General features: G+C 43.6%; 16 protein-coding genes and 2 rRNA genes. All 18 read right to left on the minus strand.

What is annotated here, in order from left to right; translation table 11 throughout:
- Positions 1-536: 536 nt before the first annotated feature.
- Entirely contained in the window at positions 537-932 is a 396-nt protein-coding gene (locus tag ACXAER_RS03330; RefSeq protein WP_474826566.1) for an MAPEG family protein, read from the minus strand.
- 148 nt (positions 933-1,080) lie between these two features.
- Positions 1,081-1,725 (minus strand): adenylate kinase, encoded by a 645-nt coding sequence (gene adk, locus ACXAER_RS03335; protein ID WP_012519076.1) that lies wholly within the window; start codon positions 1,723-1,725, stop codon positions 1,081-1,083.
- Between the two features lie 347 nt (positions 1,726-2,072).
- A complete protein-coding gene (gene htpG / locus ACXAER_RS03340) occupies positions 2,073-3,995 on the minus strand; it encodes a molecular chaperone HtpG (RefSeq protein WP_474826569.1) in 1,923 nt (640 codons plus the stop codon).
- 229 nt (positions 3,996-4,224) lie between these two features.
- Positions 4,225-4,824, minus strand: a complete 600-nt coding sequence (recR, locus tag ACXAER_RS03345; protein ID WP_370243400.1) for a recombination mediator RecR — start codon at positions 4,822-4,824, stop codon at positions 4,225-4,227.
- Between the two features lie 5 nt (positions 4,825-4,829).
- Positions 4,830-5,777, minus strand: coding sequence for a hypothetical protein (locus ACXAER_RS03350; RefSeq protein ID WP_474826571.1), 948 nt, complete (start codon positions 5,775-5,777; stop codon positions 4,830-4,832).
- A 286-nt stretch (positions 5,778-6,063) separates the two neighbouring features.
- Positions 6,064-8,472, minus strand: a complete 2,409-nt coding sequence (locus tag ACXAER_RS03355) for an EAL domain-containing protein (protein ID WP_474826573.1) — start codon at positions 8,470-8,472, stop codon at positions 6,064-6,066.
- Positions 8,473-8,476: 4 nt separating this feature from the next.
- A complete protein-coding gene (locus tag ACXAER_RS03360; RefSeq protein WP_474826575.1) occupies positions 8,477-11,038 on the minus strand; it encodes an HWE histidine kinase domain-containing protein in 2,562 nt (853 codons plus the stop codon).
- 428 nt (positions 11,039-11,466) lie between these two features.
- The gene (locus tag ACXAER_RS03365; RefSeq protein ID WP_474826577.1) at positions 11,467-12,417 is read right to left on the minus strand and encodes a DUF2167 domain-containing protein; all 951 of its coding nucleotides are present in this window, start codon (positions 12,415-12,417) and stop codon (positions 11,467-11,469) included.
- Between the two features lie 425 nt (positions 12,418-12,842).
- Complete coding sequence (locus ACXAER_RS03370; protein WP_014950049.1) at positions 12,843-13,169, minus strand: YbaB/EbfC family nucleoid-associated protein; 327 nt, start codon at positions 13,167-13,169, stop codon at positions 12,843-12,845.
- 38 nt (positions 13,170-13,207) lie between these two features.
- Positions 13,208-16,327 carry a DNA polymerase III subunit gamma/tau gene (gene dnaX, locus ACXAER_RS03375; RefSeq protein WP_474826579.1) on the minus strand — a complete coding sequence of 1,040 codons (3,120 nt, stop codon included), beginning with the start codon at positions 16,325-16,327 and terminating at the stop codon, positions 13,208-13,210.
- Between the two features lie 41 nt (positions 16,328-16,368).
- Entirely contained in the window at positions 16,369-16,905 is a 537-nt protein-coding gene (gene apt, locus ACXAER_RS03380; RefSeq protein ID WP_474826581.1) for an adenine phosphoribosyltransferase, read from the minus strand.
- Positions 16,906-16,927: 22 nt separating this feature from the next.
- Positions 16,928-17,050, minus strand: coding sequence for a hypothetical protein (locus ACXAER_RS03385; protein ID WP_256253717.1), 123 nt, complete (start codon positions 17,048-17,050; stop codon positions 16,928-16,930).
- Between the two features lie 153 nt (positions 17,051-17,203).
- A complete protein-coding gene (locus ACXAER_RS03390; RefSeq protein WP_474826583.1) occupies positions 17,204-17,968 on the minus strand; it encodes an HvfC family RiPP maturation protein in 765 nt (254 codons plus the stop codon).
- On the minus strand, positions 17,965-18,816 hold the full coding sequence (locus tag ACXAER_RS03395) for an HvfB family MNIO-type RiPP peptide maturase (protein WP_474826585.1): 852 nt from the start codon (positions 18,814-18,816) through the stop codon (positions 17,965-17,967). Before ACXAER_RS03395 ends, ACXAER_RS03390 begins: the two co-directional genes overlap by 4 nt.
- A 146-nt stretch (positions 18,817-18,962) precedes the next feature.
- Positions 18,963-19,394 carry an HvfA family oxazolone/thioamide-modified RiPP metallophore gene (locus tag ACXAER_RS03400; RefSeq protein ID WP_474826587.1) on the minus strand — a complete coding sequence of 144 codons (432 nt, stop codon included), beginning with the start codon at positions 19,392-19,394 and terminating at the stop codon, positions 18,963-18,965.
- A 198-nt stretch (positions 19,395-19,592) separates the two neighbouring features.
- Positions 19,593-20,333, minus strand: a complete 741-nt coding sequence (locus ACXAER_RS03405; protein ID WP_474826589.1) for a substrate-binding periplasmic protein — start codon at positions 20,331-20,333, stop codon at positions 19,593-19,595.
- Positions 20,334-20,611: 278 nt separating this feature from the next.
- Positions 20,612-20,727 (minus strand): 5S ribosomal RNA (gene rrf, locus ACXAER_RS03410).
- A 215-nt stretch (positions 20,728-20,942) separates the two neighbouring features.
- A 23S ribosomal RNA gene (locus ACXAER_RS03415) occupies positions 20,943-23,818 on the minus strand.
- Positions 23,819-23,925: the final 107 nt, after the last annotated feature.

Raw genomic sequence — 23,925 nt, forward strand, 5'->3', positions numbered from 1 at the left:
ATCAACAGCGTTGCCTATCGCACCACCGCCTAACCCTAAACCTATAGAACCAGCTAGACGACCAACGCTACCCACTGGATTGAAAAAGCCAGTACCTGCACCAACTAAACCTGCTGACCATAGAGATTTAGAACTAGCGCCACCACCGCCGGCTATAGCCGCGCCATAAACGCCTCCAACGGCTCCTGCGAAAGCGCCTATAAGATTAGCAATCCATGCTCCGCTGGCCTGTTCTAGCTCGCCTTGTGAAAGCTCGTAATCATTTAAATTAATGTCTCTTTCCGTGATTTTTCCTTGCAGTTGTTATGTTAAAGCTCTACCAACACAACCATTCTCTTGAAATGCAAATGCGTTGACTAAAACACTATATCTATAAATATTAGAAAAAAGACCTGTTCTCTATACCTGATTATCAGACATTTTTTGACTATGCGTTTGTATTAAAAACTCCAACCTCAGTCTACTTAATATTTTCCATAAAAAATGCCAGCTTTTAGCTGGCATTTATATAAACGAATCTGCGGCAGATATTGAACTTACATACCAAAGTGAATAAGCACTAGGTTACCAATAGCTGCGCATAGCATAGCTAGAAACGTCAATATCATCCCCGCAAAGCGCTGCCAACTTACGCCAGAGTGGCGGCCTAGGCCGTAAGCATGTAGCACACGACCAAATAACAACGCGCTTCCTAAAGCATGAACTGCCCACACTTGGCCCGTATTGGCTTCAAAACAGGCTATCATAATGAGAGTAATGGGCACGTACTCACTGAAATTACCGTGGGCTCTCGCTAAACGACCAAGATCTTCGTGACCACCATCGCCAATACTCACTTGGTGACGACGTCTCGCACCAATAACTAAAAACGACAGATACAGGTAACAAATACCCAATAGGCTGGCATAAAACGCCGTGATTGGTAAAACCATGGTCTACTCCAAATGTTATAGTTATAGCGCGTAATTTTAATCAGTTATTACATCGTACGTTCATTAGAAGCTATTAAACGTTATCCGCTATTAAGTTACAAGCAACAAAAAAGGCCGCCTAAGCGACCTTTATTAACGTTGTCGGCGATTAACCTAAACGCTCTGCTAATTCAGCACTTACCTCTTCAACTGGGCGGGTACCATCAAGCTTGTGGTACTCACAGTTTCCAGCTTCAGCTTCGGCGCTGTAGTAATTTACAAGCGGCTTGGTTTGCTCGTGGTAAATTGCAAGGCGTTTGCGAACGGTTTCTTCTTTATCGTCATCACGTACGATTAGGTCATCACCTGTTTCATTGTCTTTACCTTCCACTTTAGGCGGATTATAAACAACATGGTAAACGCGACCCGATGCAGGGTGAACACGACGGCCGCCCATGCGCTCAACAATTACATCGTCTGGAACGTCAAACTCAATGCAGTGATCAACAGAAACACCTGCTTCTTTCATTGCATCGGCTTGTGGAATAGTACGAGGGAAACCGTCTAGCAAGAAACCGTCTTTGCAGTCATCTTGTGCTATACGCTCTTTAACCAGACCGATGATAATCTCATCAGACACTAGTTTACCTTCATCCATTACACGCTTAGCTTCTAGACCTAGCTCTGTACCTGCTTTAATCGCAGCACGAAGCATATCGCCTGTTGAAATTTGTGGAATGCCGTATTTGCCCATCAAGAACTGAGCTTGTGTGCCCTTACCCGCGCCAGGAGCGCCGAGAAGAATGATTCGCATGAGTGCGTTCTCCGCTTATGATTTTTGAACTTTTTACTTCGGGCACTTTACACATTCAACACTGTAGTGACAAGTGTAAGGAGTACCGTAAAGTTAATCTTAAGACTAATGGCGAATATATGCTCAGCTTATAGGCGTTTTTATTAATTTCAGCCCATGTCTGTTGGTCAAATACTTCTTGAGCCATCTTTTTCAGAATGTGAATTTATTGTCTTTAGTGATTAACTTGAAAACTTAAACTGCCAAAATATAGCACATTAAAGTGGACAAACTTACTATTGTTACAGGTAGAAATAGAAAAACGGGCGATACGCCCGTTTTTAAGTGTAAACCTGCTGTCTACCTGCTTATTTTGCCAACTTCATTAGCAAGGTGTTCAAGTTCTGAACAAACGTAGACGGGTCTTTCAAACTTCCCTGCTCTGACAACGCTGCTTGATCAAAGAGTACACCAACCCATTGGTTGAATAGCTCTTCATCTTGCGTGTCGGCAAGCAGTTTAACTAAGCTATGTTCTGGGTTCAGTTCAAAGTGATACTTCACATCCGGCACTGTCTGGCCAGCCGCCTGCATCAACTTCATCATCTGTGTAGTCATACCATTGTCGTCGGCAACAATAACGGCAGGAGAGTCAGTAAGACGGTGCGTAAACTTAACGTCTACAACTTTATCACCTAGTGCTGTTTTCGCTCGCTCTAGTACGCCTTCTACTTCTTTCTCTGCTTCTTCTTGGGCTTTCTTAGACTCTTCGTCTTCTAAGTCGCCTAAATCTAAGTTTCCTTTGGCGATAGAAACAAATTGCTTCTCGTTAAACTCAGTTAGATGAGACATTAGCCATTCGTCAATGCGCTCGCCCATTAGCAATACTTCGATTCCCTTCTTGCGGAAAATTTCAAGATGCGGGCTAGACTTCGCCGCTTGCAGGCTATCTGCAGTCACGTAGTAAATCTTGTCCTGACCTTCTTTCATTCGCTCAATATAATCAGCTAATGAAACTGTTTGTGCGTCAGATTCTCCGTGAGTAGATGCAAAGCGCAATAGACCAGCGATCTTCTCACGGTTACTGAAGTCTTCCGCTGGACCTTCTTTTAGTACATTACCAAACTCATTCCAGAACGACTGGTACTTATCACTGTCATTCTTCGCCATTTTCTCAAGCATTTGTAGAACGCGCTTAGTACAACCTTGACGAAGTGCCTGGGTAATCTTGTTGTCTTGGAGAATTTCACGAGACACGTTTAGCGGAAGGTCGTTGCTATCAAGCAAACCTTTAACAAAACGCAGGTAGGTCGGCATAAACTGCTCTGCGTCATCCATAATGAAAACGCGTTGAACGTAAAGTTTAAGACCGTGGTTTTGGTCGCGATTCCACATGTCGAAGGGCGCTTTAGAAGGAATGTAAAGTAAGCTGGTATATTCAGTTTTACCTTCTACTTTGTTGTGCGCCCAAGCTAGCGGATCTGCAAAGTCGTGAGAAATGTGCTTGTAAAACTCGTTGTACTCTTCATCCGTAATATCAGACTTTTCACGAGTCCACAGCGCTGTGGCTTTGTTTACCACCTCCCATTCGCCTGGCTGAGCTTCAATTTTCTCACCATCCGGACCTTCACTCTCTGGCACTTCATCTTTCCACATTTGTACAGGAATACTGATGTGGTCTGAGTATTTGCTTACAATTGAGCGTAGACGCCATGTATCGGCAAATTCTTTTTCGTCTTCGCGAAGGTGAAGCGTAATTTCTGTACCGCGAGTAGGCTTGTTGATTTCGGCGATAGTGAACTCACCTTCACCGTCTGAAACCCATTCAACACCAGTAGATGCATCGGCACCAGCCGCACGAGTGCGAACAGTAACTTTGTCTGCAACAATAAATGCTGAGTAGAAACCTACGCCGAACTGACCAATAAGCTGGGAGTCTTTCGCGCTATCGCCAGAAAGCTTGCTAAAGAAATCTTTAGTACCAGATTTTGCAATGGTACCTAAGTTGGCAATGACTTCATCACGAGTCATACCAATACCGTTATCGGTAATCGTAACTGTGTTCGCTTCTTTATCAACGCTAAGTTTGACGTTTAATTCACCATCGTTTTCATAAAGGCTGTCATTTTCTAATGCGCGAAAGCGCAATTTGTCCGCGGCATCTGCTGCGTTAGAGACAAGCTCGCGTAGAAAAATTTCTTTGTTTGAATACAAAGAGTGAATCATCAGTTGAAGAAGCTGTTTTACTTCTGTTTGAAAACCGTGGGTTTCTTTGTGGGCTGCTTCAGCCATAATCCAATATCTCCTCGTTGAATGGATCACGTTTGATGTTAAACAGGTAAGGTCACTCAACGCACTTTTCAACATTTAGAACGAAAATTTATTTTCTATTCGCAAACTTTTTCGAGAAAAGGTATACACCGCTTATTTAACGAGCGAATTGGCAGGAATTAAATTGGAAATGGAGGAGCGATTTTAAGAAAAAGAGCGTTTTGTGTGCTCAAAACGCTCGATATGTTACTCACAGCTTGCGGCGACCCGAAAAAGCGTGGGTAAGTGTATTACCGTCAATGTATTCAAGTTCTCCCCCAACCGGTACACCATGGGCAATACGAGAGGCGTCGACATTGTGACTTGTACATAGCTGAGCAATGTAGTGCGCCGTAGCTTCACCTTCTACGGTGGGGTTTGTAGCTAAAATAACTTCATTTATCCCACCAGCAGCTAAGCGTGTTTCAAGCTCGGTTAAACCAATTTCCTCGGGGCCTACGCCATCAATAGGCGACAAATGCCCCATTAATACAAAATACTGGCCTTTGTAACTGAGCGTTTGCTCTATTGCTAATACGTCTTGAGGGCTTTCTACGATACACAACAGCCCGCTAGCTTCTCTTTCTGGGTGACGGCAAATATCGCATAGTTCATCTTCGGTGAATGTTCTGCAGCGTTTACAATGGTGAATGTGCTCCATGGCATTGTGCAATACGTTGCTTAAATCGATAGCGCCTGTGCGATTTCGCTCTAATAGGTGAAATGCCATTCGCTGAGCGCTTTTGTTTCCAACACCGGGAAGGCAGGTTAATGCCTGTATTAGTTCTGAGAGTAGCGGGCTGAACTTCATAATATTTACTGCTTAGGTACTTGTTCGGTTTGTTTCGGGCTTTCGCGGTATTTAATCACGTTACGCTTCACTTGGTCGAGTTTAACTTCGTATACATTGCCGCCGAATAGGCCTTTGTATTCTTCGTCAGTGAACACGAGGGTGTTGTCATCATAGAAAGTGACCGCCTCTTTTTGTGTTACCACACCGAGATCGATACGAGATACATCGCCACTAAAAAAGTTATCGCCTTCAAAGTTTTCAAAAAGCCACAAGCTTGTTGAATCTAACAATACAAGCTTTGTTCTATCAGGACTGATTGCAGCAGAGGTGATCCAGCATAGCTTCTCTAGGGTAGTGCAGGTTTTGAACTCACCTACTAGCTGTGCATCGAAGTTGGCAGCATGATCGCCCACTTTGTAAAGCTTCGTAATGCCATCAAAAGGCTTAGTTCTATTTTTAGTGAATAAATACAAATTACGTTTGTACTCTACAAAGGCTTCGAGATCGTAGTTTTTGTCTTTGGGCTTCACTTTGCCTTTACCCATTTCTGGATAGGTGAACTTTATAATCTCTGCTTCAGTGGTATCACCTTCAATGTCAATGGGGTTTTCGATTTTATAGATAGTGAGCCAGCGGCGTTTATTGTCGTTGTTGCCAAAGTCTCCTAGAAAAAAATGACCAAAACTATTTTGCGTCATGTCTTCCCAATCAACGTTTTTCGCGTTTGAAACCGTCACCTCTCTTTCGATGCTGCCATCTTTGTTCAGCATGTATAGGATCGGACCGTCGCCACTATCGTTGATAGCCCATAGCCTTTTGTACTTGTCGAACTCTATTCCAGAAATTTCTTTGAGTTTTGGGTCTACCGTGACCGTTTTCATTTTAAACAGTTCGTGAACACTCATAAAAAACAACACGGTTGCGATAGGAAGCAAAAGAACCGTGGTGATAACTAAGCCTTTCCTTAGCACTACAAACCTCTATTTGGGGTGATTGGTTTTCCGTCATCCCTGCACATTTTTTAGGATGAAGCCTGTCTGAACGCTGCAGGGAATAAGAATCAATAATATAACGAACCAGGTCAGATTAAGGACCACTTCTAAGCGAATGAACATTTTAGTGCGATAGATACACTTCTGTCGACGTAAAATAGTGCTTGAAACACCTTTAGCGTTAACAAATATCAAAGAAACGTAGAATGTTACAGAAGAGAAACAAAAATAGCTGTACTTGCTCAACTAAACGCTTTGATCATTCCTATTCGGCGGAAGCGCTAATTTCAACATGCGGCGAAGCATGTGCTGCTTGCAGATACTCCATTAGGCCAACCAAGCTCAAAGGCTTAGTGAAGTAATACCCTTGCATCGCTTTGGCGCCAATCTTTTTGGCAAAGGATACCTGCTCAACGGTCTCTAACCCTTCTAATGTGCATGGCATACCTAGTTTCACGCACATCGACACCACATTTTCGATAATCAACGCCCTGCGTTTTTCTTGTTTACTTTGCAGTGGAAAAGCGGGTAGTAGCGAGCGGTCAATTTTTATCGCATCATACGTTTCATCCGCCAACTCTGATATGCAAGAAAAGCCTGTCCCAAAGTCATCGATGGAAACACTGACACCAAGCGCTTTAATTTTGGCAAGCACCTCTCTTGCCTTTGAACTTTGCAGCGTAGATTCAGTGATTTCTATAACTATTCGTCCAGGGTCAATGTTATGAAAGGCAAAACGTTCAGCTAACAGTTCTATGACACCATCATTCTGTAACTGCACCGCTGACATATTTAAATTGAATTTTACCTTTGAAAAACCCCATCCGCTTAGTGCTTTGAGAGCGAAACAGACTTCATCAAGCATCAGTAACCCGATATCGTGAATGTGCTTGGTACGCTCCGCTATAGGTATAAACTTGTCGGGGCTTATTGGCCCATGGCTGGGAATGTGCCAGCGCGCTAAGGCCTCCACGGCTAAAACCTCACCGTTTGAGCCCATTATAGGCTGAAAATAAGCGGTAATCTGTTTATTTTGAATAGCGCTTTTAAGCCCTTGTTGAATAAACAGCCTATATTCGATGTTTTTCGACAGGCTCTCGCTAAATCTGACAACGTTGTTTTTACCGCCTTGTTTTGCTGAAAACATTGCGATATCGGCATTTTTTAGTAGCTCTGTTGGCAACATGTTTTCTGTAGATGACGCTAGCCCAATACTTGCTGTAATTTGAAAGTCGCCTGATGTTGTCTTAAACACTGTTTTCAGTGAAGATGATAATCGGGATGTCATTTTACTTAACAGCTTATGGCAGGTAGTACTTGTCACAACAACAAACTCATCACCGCCAAACCTAATAATACTGTCATCATCTCGTAGCGCTGCCTTAAACCTGCTTGCGCATGCTCTTAATATTTCGTCCCCTACCTCATGCCCATGGGTATCGTTAATGAGTTTAAATTCATCGATATCAATAAAAATAATTGAGCAGGGCTCACATGATTCACTATAAGTCTCAACAATGTTGTTTAGTAGGTTTCGATTTCCAGCACCAGTGAGGGCGTCAGTAAATGCAAGGTACTTGAGTTGGCTTTCCGATGACTTTAGTTCTGAAACATCGGTAAGAATGGCGACGAAATTTGTTTCTCCATCATCAAGATTAAATGAAGTTACCGACATGGTTAAATGAAACCTTCGTCCTTCGCTTACAATAGTGAGCTCTGTCCTTAAACCGTCTATCAGATAGTCTGGGCGAGGATCGTGTTTTCGCGCTTTAGGAAAAACATTGTTAATGTGAGTAGATATTAAGTGCTCGGCTTGGGTGCCTAGCATCTCACATAAAGATTGGTTAGCTTTTATTATGAGACCTTCAGCATCACAGACTAAAACGCCTTCTTTAATTTCACTTACAATCTTATCTGCAACACTCAGGTTTGTCTGAGTGCTCTGTAGGATAGATATATCTTGTATGGCGCCAATTTGAACATAGTCTTCGCCCCACCCTATATCTGAAAGGACAATCTGAAACCATTTAGTCGGTTGACCTTCAATTTTTAGCTGCAATGTTGTTAGGTAATTCGACTTTAATTGTATCGCCTCTTTTAACTCAGCTTCTTTTTCTTCGGGAAACAAGGTAAGGAATTTGGCTATTGGCATTTTGCGTGGAAAATCAAAAAGGTTCTCCACGCTTTCAATAACGACTGACTGAGTAGAGGTATCGACTTCTAACACGCCTAGCTTCGCAATCTCTGATGCCATTGCGAAACGCCTATTAGATGAGGCTAGCGCTTTTTCCGTTTTTTTTCTTTCAAGCGCCACTTGAATAGTAGTAGTGAGCGAAAGCACACCGTACGGCTTTACTAAATATCCATACGGGGAAACTGCGAGCGCATTAGAAATTGTCGAGTCATCACAGTAAGAGGTACTAAACACAACTGGCACTTCAAACCTTTCTGTAATGCTTTTCGCAATTCCAATACCAGAATCTGAACCACCCAAATCGATGTCCATCAAAATGAGATCTGGAACACGCTTATCAATTAACGCATACAATTCACTTTCCGTCTTTGCTATGCCTAACACCTGCATATCTGCTTCGGTCAGCGCATTTTTAACGTTCATCGCTTCAACTAAATTGTCTTCAACAACAAGTATCACAGGGTTAGTATTGGCAATCACGGGTTTACACCTTAAAACCAAAAGCTTCGATAGAGCGCTTTAATAATGTTGTGTCGACAGGTTTGGTTAGTATATCCACATCAGAGAGTTCGTCTGGCAACTCTATTGCCGCTCCGTAACCCGTAATAAAAAGAAAAGGTATTGATAATTTCTGTATTTCGATACCTAACTGAAAAGTATTTTCATTCCCCAGATGAACGTCTAAAAACATCATCGAAGGTTTAACTTTGGCCAATGCCGCCCTTGCTGAGCTGATATCACCAAAGATATCAACCTTATCAATGCCCAATTGTTTGAGGTGTTTTTTGAGGTCTAGTGAAATAAGTAGATTATCTTCCACAATGAAGGCGCTTGTGAGGACTTTCTCAGTTTTAGCTGTAGTGGCCGCTTGAAGCTTTTCGCCATGAGTTGAATGCTGAGAGCTTGTTTGGCTAGTACAAAACTCTACATATTTACGAGGAATGAGAAACTCTGCATTGAGTCCGGTAATTTTAGTGCTCAATGACGCCTTTCCTTTGAGTTCATGAGGAATAACTGATTTTATAACCGTCATCCCAAACCCTTCCTCGCCTAAGCCATGTAAGGGGGGGCCTCCTAGCTCTTCCCATTTAATAGTGAAGCCTTTTTCATCTAAGCCCCAAGTTATCGCCACCCTGCCATCATTACTTGTAGCGCTTAAGGCTCCATATTTCGCTGCATTGGTAATCATCTCGTGAAAAACTAGTACAATTGGCGTAACGGCATAGGGCACAAGATATATGTCAGGCCCCTCTATTTTGAAAGACGACTCTTTGATCATATAAGCTTTAAGCTCGTTATGAAGAAGATCCTTGAATCTCACGCTGTTGTATGAGGCATGCGTAAGTTGGTCATGGCCCAGAGCAAGTGCAGATATTCTTGACGATAAAGAGACCACAAATTCATCGATATCTTTCTTGTTCTGTGATGTCTGCCCGATAATTGCGCTCACTAAATTTAAAATATTGCGTACACGGTGGTTTAGTTCACCAATCAGTAACTCGAGTCTTTTTTTCGCCTCACGCTGTAGTTGCTCTTTCTCGTGCAGGTGGCGAATGGTCAATTCCATTACTCCAAGTCTGATGGATTTAGCGCGTTCAATATCCAATGTAGTCCACGGAGTTGCAGTCGATTCGTTGGTTTCTATCCATTTATCAAAACTTGCCCTTGGTGTAAGTATCTCTTTACCTTCTTTCAACTCAACGCGCTTTGCAGGATTACCCGCCCAAGACACTTCCTTAACCACTGAATTTCTGAAAAGAAAAATATAGTCCATTGGCTGACTAGAAATTTTTAACGCCAAAACGCCAGCCACATTTTCATCAGCCAAGTCATCATCAATCGCAGCTAGATTGTCAAATTGATGGATTTCTTCATCAGGTAATTCAGCGAGTATCTCTTTAAACCGTTTAATTTTTCGTGAGCTAAACGCAGAGCCCACCTTTGAATATTCGCTACTAAAAATACAACCTATTCCATCTATATCAATAAGGCTTTTCAATAATGGAAGCTGTTCTACTATGGCATTATTTAATGAGCTACCCAGTGATAAATTACTAAGCACGCGCGCAAATGTTGAGTTCGCTTTTTCGCTTACCCTTATACGCTCGTTCACTAGCCGTTTTGACAATTCCAGTGAAAACATCTCCGAAAAAAGTTCTAGCTGTGAAACTAACCGACTCGGGATGGTTTTTTTGGTATTATGGTGGCATGCGATCAAACCCCATAGTTCACCATCAACAATGAGCGATATCGACATAGAAGCGCCGACTTTCATATTTTTAAGATATTGAATATGTACTTCAGACACTGCCCTTAGGCGTGAGAGTGAAAGGTCTATGAGGGATGTATCCTCACTATCTTTTCCAATAATACGGTGTGTTTCACCGTTAACGTCAGTGATGGTTCTAACAAGGTTCTTTTTATAGAGTTGCCTTGCTTGTCGGGGGATATCAGACGCTGGGTAGCGCAACCCCAAAAATGGAGCCATGTCGCTAGATGTTGACTCTGCAACCACCTCTCCTGAACCGTCTGCTAGAAACTGGTAGAGCATTACCCTGTCATGGCCCGTCGCCGTTCTTACGCTTTCAACTAAACCTTGATAAAGATCTTCAAGCTCAGGGAACATCGATATCTGAGCCATTAATGCTGTGATAACCCCTTCGTACTTTCCCGAACTCTCTAATTTTTCAAATTCAAGGATAAGGTGTTCGGCACTTTGATGAATGCACAGGTCGAATGTGTCTTTACTATGCGGTATTGATACAGAATGAAGGTAGGCTGCTTTGCCAAGGATCACTGCCTGGCTTTGCGCGCCACGTATAGCGTGCACAAGTTTGCGATCAAGTAAATCCCACAATGTATAACCGAGAAGTTTATCGCCGGATACATCAGCAAAACTATCTAGATTTTCGGAAAAATGGGTAACCCCCCCCGCTTTATCGACGATAATCATGAATCCATGGCTTTGTATCCGACCTAGAAGATTAATCGGTTCTTTATCGCATTGAGTGACTAATGATGAAAGTTCGCTAGTTTGGTCGTGCATTATTCTTGTTCCAACCACTTTCTTTGGATGACTGTTACTAAGGGCTAAAGGCCATCTAGTTTATGAAAACGCCTTAAAGAAAATCTTAAAAAGATGCTTTTGATAAAATATAGACTAGTAACTGGTTAATCCAAACCTTTTATGCGCATTTATTTATATTTACTTAGATACCATCAAACGCATGTTTTTGAGATTTTAAACCAAGGCTGTCGAGTGAAGTCGGTTTCGGCTAACTGCTGATGCGCAATAAACTTTGTAAGAGGCCACTTAAATTCATTAAGCTATCCGATTGCAGAATGTGTGTCAGCGCTCCGGTACACCATACTGACTGTGTTAGAAGTGAAATAGGTCCAACTGATTAATATCTAGGAAAATGTAAGTGACTCAAAGCCACTTACATTCTATTTGGTTTGAAAGCGACCCCCGCTCTACTCGCCCGCACTTTTTTTGCTGAATATTTTATTTTTCAACCAGTACAACGGCAGTAATATTACAAACCAGAACTTTTTAAGAAATACTAGAGCCAGTGCTAAAAAGCCTGTTTTGGCTAGTACCTTACCTGCTATAAGCCCTCCTATACCATAGGCTGCAACTTTGTCTATATCAGGGTCGAATTCGCTATATTTGTGACCATCATTGAAACTGACCATTGCCAGTACTTCGTCACGTGCTGAATTAACTTCGTCTAGTTGCCCCATGTCGGCAATGAAATTCATTACCAAATAGCCTTGTCGTCCCAGGGCTCGAACATTGTAGTTCAAGGTATGCATTTCATTTTCGCCGAAAATAAGCTCTTTAGCCCAATACAACTTATGTGTATTCGCATCATAGTATGGCTGCTCAGCCCAGCCAACTAACTCAATGCTGGGGTAGCCTTGTTCCGAACGTCTTTCAGACTCTTCAGCTGTATCTCTTTTCATTTCATTTAAGAGCTCGTCGTAATTTATATCTACCGCACCTTCATCAGAAACATAACCATCTTCTGCATACTCTATGGTTACGCCCCACGAGGCAGCGTCAAGTACGCGATACTCTTGAGGGAATAGCATTCCTAGCATGGGTTCTCCTTCGGGGTTACCCCATGCTTCTTCTAGTACTCGCTTAGTGTCTTGAGGAGAGAGATAATAGTAATCTTCGGGCACATTAAGTGTTGCTTTACCACCTGGCAGCGTAATTTTTCCGGTTTTATAAGTAAGTGAGGCCTCAAACTCTTCCGCCCACTTAAGGTATTCCTGCTGTTTAATTTCATCTTCAGATAGTGCATCGGATACCGACTCTACAACATCATTAGACGACCCAGTTTCTAAAACTTGCCCACATAAAGTAGCGGAAAAAAAGAGCATTTGGCCAAGCCCGAATGCGAGGAAAAACTTTTTCATTGAACATCCCTGTTAATTTGCATATGAATTTGAAGTATAAATAGATTTAACGCTATTTACTATCTGCATACCAGCTTAACTTCTTGGCTGGTTATAGTCATTATTTCTCAAGCTATTCTTAACAAATTGACTGCTGATAGCAACTAACAAGTCTTAGGCTCTTTTAAAAGCAGGCATGCTAGTAAGTATCCAGACAACACGCTGCAGCTAATTAGGAAAGCATAGCTGTCTTCTCTTACGGATTGTCAATGCGAAAAAGAAACAGATTAAGCAGTAGCAAGTATTTGCCTTGTTTAAAAGAAGAATCATCGAAGGTTTCAAATAAAAAAGCTCGGACAAATACCGAGCTTTAATCTTGAGTTTTTCCCTATTTCCCGCCCTAGCTTTTCACAAAGCCAGAGACCAATGAATATGGGGCTTTTTACTTAAAACGGCATTTTGAAGCCAGGAGGTAATGGCATTCCGCCAGTTACATCACCCATCTTCTCTTTGCTAGTTTCTTGAACTCGACGTACCGCGTCGTTAAATGCTGCAGCAACCAAGTCTTCAACCATATCTTTGTCGTCGTCCATCAATGACTCATCAATGTCTACACGACGTACGTTGTGGTTGCACGTCATGGTTACTTTAACCATGCCTGCACCCGCCTCACCTGTTACTTCAATTTTGGCTAGGTCGTCTTGTGCTTTTTGCATGCGCTCTTGCATTTGCTGCGCCTGCTTCATGATATTGCCCATTCCACCTTTAAACATAATTTTTGTCTCGCTTCGTTTTGGTGTTAATAATTCTGCTATCGCGCTTTAACCGAATCGGTTAGCACTGACGCATCGAAAGTCGATAGCAATGCTTGAATTGTATCGTCGGTTTTAATCACCGAGTGTGCATGCGCATGGCGCATGGCATGAATCTCTTGTTGTAACGCAAAAGGTGTAGATGCTGGTTCACCTAACGTGATATTTACTTCAACGTTTTCACCCAAACCATGATGGATTGCATCAACCAATTGCTTTCTCGCACTATCATTTAATAAATGCGTCTGACTGTGGTCAATTTCAAGGGACACTTGATTGCCATCTCGAGAAAATGATGCGTGCAGCACTAATTGTTTAAGTAAGCCAGCAACCGGCATTTGTTCAACTAGGTTGCTCCACTCGTCAATTTGGCTAGCATGAGTTAATTTGCTTCCATCATTTAAGTACGCTTTTAACTGCCCGTTATAGGTACTGCTCAGCGGCGTATCAAAATCTAGTGCATCCCGAGCAAACGATCGTTCGCCCGCACTTCCCATCTGCTCTGGGGCACTGTCGTAATTCGGGCTTCTATCAGAGGGCGCTTCAACATAGTCAGCACCTTCAATGTGTTGAGGCGGTTGATTATCATAATCAGTAGACCAAGGAGGCATATCCTCAACAGGTGTTTCCGAGTTTGACTGCGCCTCAGGTTCGTCATTTGAAAAAGGCATATCCTCTTCAAATTCATCAAGCGAGAAATCGCCCGTGTTGTTTGAGCTGGAATGATTACTTTCTGACTCGCTAGTTTGCATAGTGTCAGTAGAGTGCGAGTGAGTAATGCCGAAAGACGAGCCTGAATTTGTACTATCCAGTTGAGGATTGTCATCACGTGCAATGCTATTGTCTTTATATTCTGAGCTGCTATCTATAGGCTCAGGGCTGTTATCTTCAAGTTCAGGGTTATGACCTTTAAGCTCTGGGGTATGATCTTGCAACTCAAGGCTATCGTCATGCCCAACGGGGTTTAAATCACCACTCTTGATTTCGTTATCAGCACTAGCCTGCCCTGAACTGTTATCGTTACCCTTGTTAACTCCATGTGCAGTTTGTTCAGTACTCAAAGCCTCGGCTTTACTTCTGGTAAAGCGCGCTTGAATATCACTTGCACTTTCGGTCTTAGCATTTGCTGCGCTGGTACTTTTTGCCTCTGCGTCTTGTGCTTTTCTTTGCTTTAACTTTTGACGAAGTGCCAACATATCAGCCGTAGAAGTAAGCTGCTCTTCGGCGGTTAATGAGGACGCTTCGTTCTCGTGCACCAACGGCTCGCTGTTTTTATCAGAGCCTTTAGCGTCATAAAAGCCCTTAGCGTTATGAGAGCCCTCAGCGTCATGAAAGCCCTCAGCGTCATGAAAGCCCTCAGCGTCATGAAAACCTTCAGCGGTATGAAATCCATCAAAACCTAACGACCCATCATCTTCTGACGGAGGTGGCATATCGTCCATGTACACATCTAACGGAGGTCCATCGAAATGCTGCTCTGCTTCGCTAGGGAGCGCACTGACTTCACTTGGCGTTGGTTCAAGCTCTGCAGCAACGCTTTCTGTTTGTACCACGGTGTTTTCTACGGGTAGTTCTTCATTAGACGAAGTTGGTGCTAACTTTACGGGTTCATCGTCATGTGAAGCATCACGCTCAAGTGCTGTTGTTTGAGTTGTCGTTGCACCTGACTCTGCATGAGAAAGCGCCGACAGAGTATCACTTCCACTCAACTCGCTTTCATCAGCGGCTGCATTTTCCTGCTCTTGCTGTGATTCAAATGGAGACGTCGATTGTTCTTGCTGCTCTTTTTCGATTATTGATGGAGCGAGTGCATCAGGGGTAGATGGCGCACTTTCTAACGACGGTTCAGAGGTAGATTCAACCGATAGATGTGAAGGCGTCTCCTCCTGCACATTGGTTGCAGAAGTTTCGCTTAACGGCGCTTCCTCCTGCTTACCGACGTTTCCCGGGCCACCACTGGAAGAAGCATGATCTACAGGTAAACTATGCTCACTCCTCCCGTTTTCAATTTCACTTGCCGTGTCGTCGATGGGGGTGTTTGGAGCAAACGACATCATTCGCATCAATGTCATTTCAAACGCACTTTTTCCATCAGCCGCAAACGGTAAGTCTTTTCTTCCTTGCAGTGCAACCTGATAAAGCAGCTGCACTTGCTCCGCTGGAATAGTTTTCGCTAATTGAAATATCGCTTTAGCCGATGTGGTTTCTAGCTTACATGCTTCAGGCACCCATTGCGTTAACGCTATTTGGTGCAGCAGGCTAGCCAATTCGCTGTGTACGTTGTCATAATCGGGGGCTTGCTCTGCGATGTCATTGACCAACTGCAATACATCAACAGGACTTTTACTTACCACAGCATGAACCACTTTAAGCAACTGGTTTTTGTCCATCAGCCCCAGCATATCGGTTACCACCGATGCCAGCACTTGATTTCCACCCTGTGCAATCGCTTGGTCAGTTAAACTCAGCGCATCACGCATACTGCCTTGGGCGGCTCTTGCCAAAAGCGCTAGCGCTTGTGGCTCAAAAGGCAGCTGTTCATGCTCTAAAATATGCTGCAGCTGTCCAACAATCTGCTCCCGAGACATAGCTTTCAAGTTAAACTGCAAGCAACGGGATAAGATGGTTATCGGAAGCTTTTGAGGATCGGTGGTCGCCAGTAAGAACTTAACGTGTGGAGGTGGCTCTTCCAGCGTTTTTAACAGCGCATTAAAGCTGTGTTTTGAAAGCATGTGTACCTCATCGATAAGGTACACTTTATAGCGTCCGCGAGTTGGCTTGTATTGCACGTTATCAAGAAGTTCGCGAGTATCCTCGACCTTAGTTCTTGATGCAGCGTCAATCTCTAACAAATCAACGTAGTTGCCCTGCTCTATTTCTTTACAGGTATTACATTGACCGCAAGGGTTGGCCCCTTGCCCTTCTTCGCAGTTAAGGCTTTTCGAAAAAATACGTGCAATAGTGGTTTTACCTACACCTCGTGTGCCTGTAAACAGATAAGCGTGGTGTAGACGATCGTTATCCAAAGCATTTGAAATGGCAGAGACTACATGTTCTTGACCCACAAGCTCGCTGAACTTGCCTGGTCGCCACTTCCTTGCTAGTACCTGATAACTCATTATTACGTATTTTGCCTTGTGCTAGTTATGCTTTATAGCGATTAATCGCCTTCAAACTCACAAATAGAGTAGCTTTCGATATCAAGCGCACTCAATTTCTTCTCGCCACCTAGGTCTGGTAAATTAATCACAAAACCTGCGTGATTTATTTCACCGCCCAATGAACGAATTAGTTTTGCAGAAGCGGCTATCGTTCCACCAGTTGCAAGTAAATCATCAATAAGAAGGACTTTATCACCTGGCTCAATGGCATCTTTATGGATTTCCAATGTATCCATGCCATATTCAAGCTCGTAGCTCTCGCTAACGACTTCGCGAGGAAGTTTGTTGGGTTTTCTCACCGGAACAAAACCAATGCCCATTTCGATGGCCAATGGCGCACCAAAAAGGAACCCGCGTGCTTCAGTACCTGCTATCTTGGTAAATCCCATACCTTGATACTTTTCTACAAGTAACGAGATACAGCTACTAAATGCTTTGTGATCTTCTAAAACGCTGGTCACATCTCTAAATAAAATACCTGGCTTTGGATAGTCAGGTACGGTTTTCACTACTGATTTAATATATTCTGCAGTCACAATTATGCCTTGAATGTCTGCGTTATAACCAGAAGGTGAACCAGCCGGCGATGATATGCATCAACGGGAACGCGATTAGAGTTACTAGCGATGCTAGAAAGTACCACTTGTTATAGACTTCTTTGAAATCTGAATTGTCAGCCATTTGCACTACCTAAACAATTTTGTGAACAAAAAAATGGTGCTAAATGTTAATCGAAAGCAAGCCCGATTGACAGCGCTAATATGATCGATCGCTCACTTTCAGACCAGATCCTGGCGAAAGTTTAATATAAAGCAGGTAAATAGTAATGGTTACTTAGGATACTGGAAGCAGTATTCCTTTTTGTAACATGTCAGTGAGTGTCTGGTTCATACCATTTACAAGCACGTTTGAAGGAATTTGAGGAAGTTGTTGGCACAACGACTCAGCTAATTGTTCTATTTCCATCCCCAGTTCATTTTGTTCCAGCGTGTTGACTAAAATAGCCGTAACCGGATTAACATGAGTAAATTGAACGTCAAACTCACGGTCTCTGTAAACAACGTAGAACTGCTGTTCTTGGGCAGGTTGCTCTGGGATATAATCCTCTCCAATTAAATGGACTTCAAACTGATATGCCGCCAACGAGGCATACGGTGACACCCTGATAGCGGTAACATTGTTTCCTTGTTGATAAAATTCAATGTCGTCTTCGTTTTTTCTGATACTGACGTCAAGCTCAAGCCACTCATAGTGAGCAAGTTCCGCAGCAAAGTCGGGCAGAGTAATATCGAAGATTGGCTCTGTTGAAAGGTACTCAACGAACTCTTTACTTATTTCAGCAAAATAAGGAGAGCGGCATTCGTGCTCAATAAAAAATTGACGCACAATACTTTCCCACCCTTTTTCACCATACTGTTTTACCACAATAGATTTTAAAACTGGAAAACCGGTACTAACGAAATTATCGATGTTGTTAAAAAACAGGGATTGATAGATTTTCATCCGGCGAATGTGATCAGCGTCGGTATCACGAAATGTCTGTGGATCTTTGATCGCATCAACGAACGTTTTTTGAGTGGTTTGAAACGACTGAGTCACGCGACACTTCCTTTAATCCTTGACGCTATTGCAGCTTCGCATTTTGCTTGAATTTGCTTAATTTTCTTCACTTCCGCTAATAATTCGCTTAGCGGGGGAATATTAAAATCACGCTCTAGCAAAGTCGGAAATACGCCGTGAGTAAGGTAAGCGTGCTCCAACAGCGCCCAAACTGGCTCAATCACATCAGCCCCGTGAGTATCAACTTTCAAATCCTCTGCTTCATCATAATGACCTGCAATATGGCCATACACAATTTTGTCTGAGGGCAAGCCGTTAATGAACGCTTTCGCATCGTATTTATGGTTTATACTATTCACGTAAACATTGTTTACGTCGAGAAGCATTTTGCAACCCGATTCTTTTAATATGCTCTTGGTAAATTCAAGCTCATCCATCTCTTGGCCTGGCGCAATGTAATAAGAGACATTTTCTAAGACCAGCGGTCGTTCGATGATATCTTGAACTTGAACAATTCGAGATACTACGTGCTTAATTGCGTCTTCAGTAAAAGGAATAGGCATCAGATCGTACATATGTCCATTGCCGGAACAAAAGCTCAAGTGCTCGCTGTACAATGCAATATTATTTGCATCCAAGAATCGTTTAACGGTTTTCACAAACTCGACATCTAGTTTGTCGCTACTTCCGATAGACAAAGATAAGCCATGAGTTGTAAAAGGAGCTTGTGAAGACGCTCGCTGAAATTGCTCTTGGTACTTTCCACCAAGTGGGATCCAATTTTCAGGGGCTACTTCCCAAAAATCGACCTCAGATGGCAATGTAGGTAAAAGCTCTTTAAGCATTTCCCGACGAAAACCAAGTCCTGCGCCACAGATGTTATTCATATCTTCCCCTTTTACCGCATGGGATTGCACAATAGCAACGTATATTGTCAGACAAAAATGGCCATCATTCGACAGCCATTTATTGCTAAGCGTAACTCGTGTAGCGTTCTTATGTTTCAAGCTACACGATGTTTTTTGAATGGCGGTTACATGCTACCGCATTTGCCTTCGCCGCACTTGCCTTCTTTTGCAGCTTTCTTGTCGCCGCCGCATTTACCTTCGCCACACTTGCCTTCTTTAGAAGCTTTCTTGTCGCCGCCGCACTTACCTTCGCCACACTTGCCTTCTTTAGAAGCTTTCTTATCGCCGCCACATTTGCCTTCGCCGCATTTGCCTTCTTTGTGAGCTTTCTTATCGCCGCCACATTTGCCTTCGCCGCACTTGCCTTCTTTCTCTGCTTTGTCACCGCCACATTTACCTTCGCCGCACTTGCCTTCTGCAGCGAATTGGCTGTAACCGGATTCTAGTACTTGCATACCAAATGGATTTACATCTGCTACTGCAACCGTTGACGCCAAAGAGCCAATTACAACAGCACCCAACGCTGTCGCTACTGATGATTTTTTGATTTGTTTCATTGATGTACCCTCAATAATATTATTCATGTTTGACGTACAGTAAGCACGTGTATTTAACAAGACCTTCCTACCAGCAACGAAATTTCATAAAAAATTAACTTTTTTTCAAGTAACCTCTATATCAATGATTTTGTTTGAATTTATTACGGTTCACAAAAGCGCTCACTAGTACTCGTCACTTACAAAGTAACTTCCCTCTTACTTATTCATAGTTTGAATTTGTTCTATCACCGTACTACTTTTTGAAAGCTTAAATAGACCTGTTAGTTTTTCCAATAACTCAGCTTTCTTTTTACTCTTGTTAGATACAGCAAAGAAAGTTGGAATGTCACGACGCATTGATACAGTTAAGCCACTGATATTATCGGTTACACGTTCTATGTGATAGAGGTAAGGTGCTTCGTAAGTTACCAAGTGCGTTGTGCGACCGAATTGAAACAGTTGAATAGCGTCAGTACTATTAGGCATATCAAAGAATATAAAGTTGGCTTCTGCAAGTTCCTGTCTTAAACCTACATAATCGTAACCTCTTATTGCAGCGACAGTCTTGTTGCTCTCTAGGCGTGTATTTGTCAATAATACTAGGGATAGGTAGCTAAACGGCTTTTCCACAAAAGTTACATGGTTTTCTAACGCTTTGGTACTTTTAACGTTAAGAGTTATGTCTACTTTACCTTGTCGAATTCGCTTAAAAAGGCGAGCAGGAGGCGGGCACTCTACAACCACTTTATACCCTACTAACTCAAGTATTGTCCTAGTAATAGTTACAGCATCACCGTGACAGCCAAACCCTTCATTATCTTTGATAACCAAGGGAGGAAACTCAACCACCCCGAGTATGATGGTATTATCTTTAACTAACGGCTTGCTTACTTCTTGCCCATTTACAACACTAGCCAGAAACAATAAGACAACAGCAAAACTAATTTTTAAGTACATTGAAAGACACTATTTAAAAGTTGAAGTCTTTTCTATCGTGAAACTCTTTATATAAAAACTAGTGAATAAAAGATAGGAGAGCAAAAAACCCATGCACGCTAGCAGGTATCAAATACTTTACGGTTCAGTTTCGAACTCTAAATAGTGGGGTCAGAGTACATTTCAAAGGTTGGGGTCAGAGTACTTTTAAAAAAATAACGCTTTAATGTACTCTGACCCCATTTTTTCTTTCTTCCAAACGCAAAAAACCCGCCATTAGGCGGGTTTTTCTTAATGGGACCTGGCAGTGTCCTACTCTCACATGGGGAAACCCCACACTACCATCGGCGCTAATACGTTTCACTTCTGAGTTCGGAATGGAGTCAGGTGGTACCGTATCGCTATGGCTGCCAGGAAAAACTTTTAGTGCAGAATCATGACGTTTTTTTTGTCATGACTTCTGCGCAAGGAGGACTAACAGTACTCTCAGGAGTATGTTTAATCATCGTTGCTTAATAACTAACAAATCGGAAAGTTTGATATTAATTCAATCAGTGAGTAACTACTTTTCACTCTACTTACTTTAGCTTGTCTACAACACTCAAAAGCCTAAAGCTTTTTGGGCGTTGTATGGTTAAGCCTCTCGGGCAATTAGTACAGGTTAGCTTAACGCCTTACAACGCTTCCACACCCTGCCTATCAACGTCATCGTCTATAACAACCCTTCCAGAACTTAAAGTTCAGGGATGACTCATCTTTGGGCCGGCTTCCCGCTTAGATGCTTTCAGCGGTTATCCGTTCCGAACATAGCTACCGGGCAATGCGATTGGCATCACAACCCGAACACCAGCGGTTCGTCCACTCCGGTCCTCTCGTACTAGGAGCAGCTCCCATCAATCATCCAACGCCCACACCAGATAGGGACCGAACTGTCTCACGACGTTCTAAACCCAGCTCGCGTACCACTTTAAATGGCGAACAGCCATACCCTTGGGACCGACTTCAGCCCCAGGATGTGATGAGCCGACATCGAGGTGCCAAACACCGCCGTCGATATGAACTCTTGGGCGGTATCAGCCTGTTATCCCCGGAGTACCTTTTATCCGTTGAGCGATGGCCCTTCCATACAGAACCACCGGATCACTATGACCTACTTTCGTACCTGCTCGACGTGTCTGTCTCGCAGTTAAGCTAGCTTATGCCATTGCACTAACCTCACGATGTCCGACCGTGATTAGCTAACCTTCGTGCTCCTCCGTTACTATTTGGGAGGAGACCGCCCCAGTCAAACTACCCACCAGACACTGTCCACAATCCCGATAAGGGACCAATGTTAGAACATCAAACATACAAGGGTGGTATTTCAAGGACGGCTCCACACAATCTAGCGACTGTGCTTCAAAGCCTCCCACCTATCCTACACATGTAGGTTCAATGTTCAGTGCCAAGCTGTAGTAAAGGTTCACGGGGTCTTTCCGTCTAGGTGCGGGTACACAGCATCTTCACTGCGATTTCAATTTCACTGAGTCTCGGGTGGAGACAGCGTGGCCATGGTTACACCATTCGTGCAGGTCGGAACTTACCCGACAAGGAATTTCGCTACCTTAGGACCGTTATAGTTACGGCCGCCGTTTACCGGGGCTTCGATCAAGAGCTTCGTCCGAAAACTAACCCCATCAATTAACCTTCCGGCACCGGGCAGGTGTCACACCCTATACGTCCTCTTACGAGTTTGCAGAGTGCTGTGTTTTTAATAAACAGTCCCAGCCACCTGGTCACTGCGGCCTCCATTTGCTTACCACGCGAAGTGTTCACAAACAGAGGCGTACCTTCTCCCGAAGTTACGGTACAATTTTGCCGAGTTCCTTCACCCGAGTTCTCTCAAGCGCCTTAGTATTCTCTACCTGACCACCTGTGTCGGTTTGGGGTACGGTTCATATAATCATAAGTTTAGAAGCTTTTCCTGGAAGCAGGGCATCAACAACTTCACTCCCTTGGGAGCTCGTCTCGTGTCTCGGCCTTGAAAACCCGGATTTACCTAAGTCTTCAGCCTACGCACTTTCACTTGGACAACCAACGCCAAGCTTGCCTAGCCTTCTCCGTCCCTCCATCACTGATTATATAAGTACGGGAATATTAACCCGTTTCCCATCGACTACGCATTTCTGCCTCGCCTTAGGGGCCGACTTACCCTGCCCTGATTAGCATGGGACAGGAAACCTTGGTCTTCCGGCGTGGGAGTTTTTCACTCCCATTATCGTTACTCATGTCAGCATTCGCACTTGTGATATGTCCAGCAAGCTTTACAACTCACCTTCATCCACTTACACAACGCTCCCCTACCCAGCATGTAAACATGCTGCCGCAGCTTCGGTATATTGCTTAGCCCCGTTACATCTTCCGCGCAGGCCGACTCGACTAGTGAGCTATTACGCTTTCTTTAAAGGGTGGCTGCTTCTAAGCCAACCTCCTAGCTGTCTATGCCTTCCCACATCGTTTCCCACTTAGCAATATTTTGGGACCTTAGCTGGCGGTCTGGGTTGTTTCCCTCTCCACGACGGACGTTAGCACCCGCCGTGTGTCTCCCGGATAGTTCTCATTGGTATTCGGAGTTTGCAAAGGGTTGGTAAGTCGGGATGACCCCCTAGCCTTAACAGTGCTCTACCCCCAATGGAATTCGTCCGAGGCTCTACCTAAATAGATTTCGGGGAGAACCAGCTATCTCCCGGTTTGATTGGCCTTTCACCCCCAGCCACAAGTCATCCCCTAACTTTTCAACGTTAGTGGGTTCGGTCCTCCAGTTGATGTTACTCAACCTTCAACCTGCTCATGGCTAGATCACCGGGTTTCGGGTCTATACCTAGCAACTAAACGCGCAGTTAACACTCGCTTTCGCTACGGCTCCGCTATTCGCTTAACCTTGCTACTAAATATAAGTCGCTGACCCATTATACAAAAGGTACGCAGTCACCCCGAAGGGCTCCCACTGCTTGTACGTATACGGTTTCAGGTTCTATTTCACTCCCCTCACAGGGGTTCTTTTCGCCTTTCCCTCACGGTACTGGTTCACTATCGGTCAGTTAGGAGTATTTAGCCTTGGAGGATGGTCCCCCCATATTCAGTCAAGATAACACGTGTCCCGACCTACTCGATTTCACTGTAAAGATTGCGTCGTGTACAGGGCTATCACCTTGTATCGCTCCTCTTCCCAAAGGATTCCACTACATTCAATACAGCTTAAGGGCTGTTCCCCGTTCGCTCGCCGCTACTAGGGGAATCTCAATTGATTTCTTTTCCTAAGGGTACTTAGATGTTTCAGTTCCCCTCGTTCGCCTCGTTAACCTATGTATTCAGTTAACGATACCTATAAATAGGTGGGTTTCCCCATTCGGACATCTGTGGCTCAAATGCATTTTGTCGGCTCACCACAGCTTTTCGCAGACTTACACGTCCTTCATCGCCTCTAACTGCCAAGGCATCCACCGTATACGCTTCGTCACTTAACCATACAACCCCAAACAGCCTTTTGACTTCTGTCTAAGTTATGTCGTATGCATGACAAGCTAATCGGAAGAATTGCCTTGCTATCAATAAATTGATAACAAGCAATTCA

It is taken from the genome of Alteromonas sp. AWJ4_199 (genome assembly GCF_056159165.1).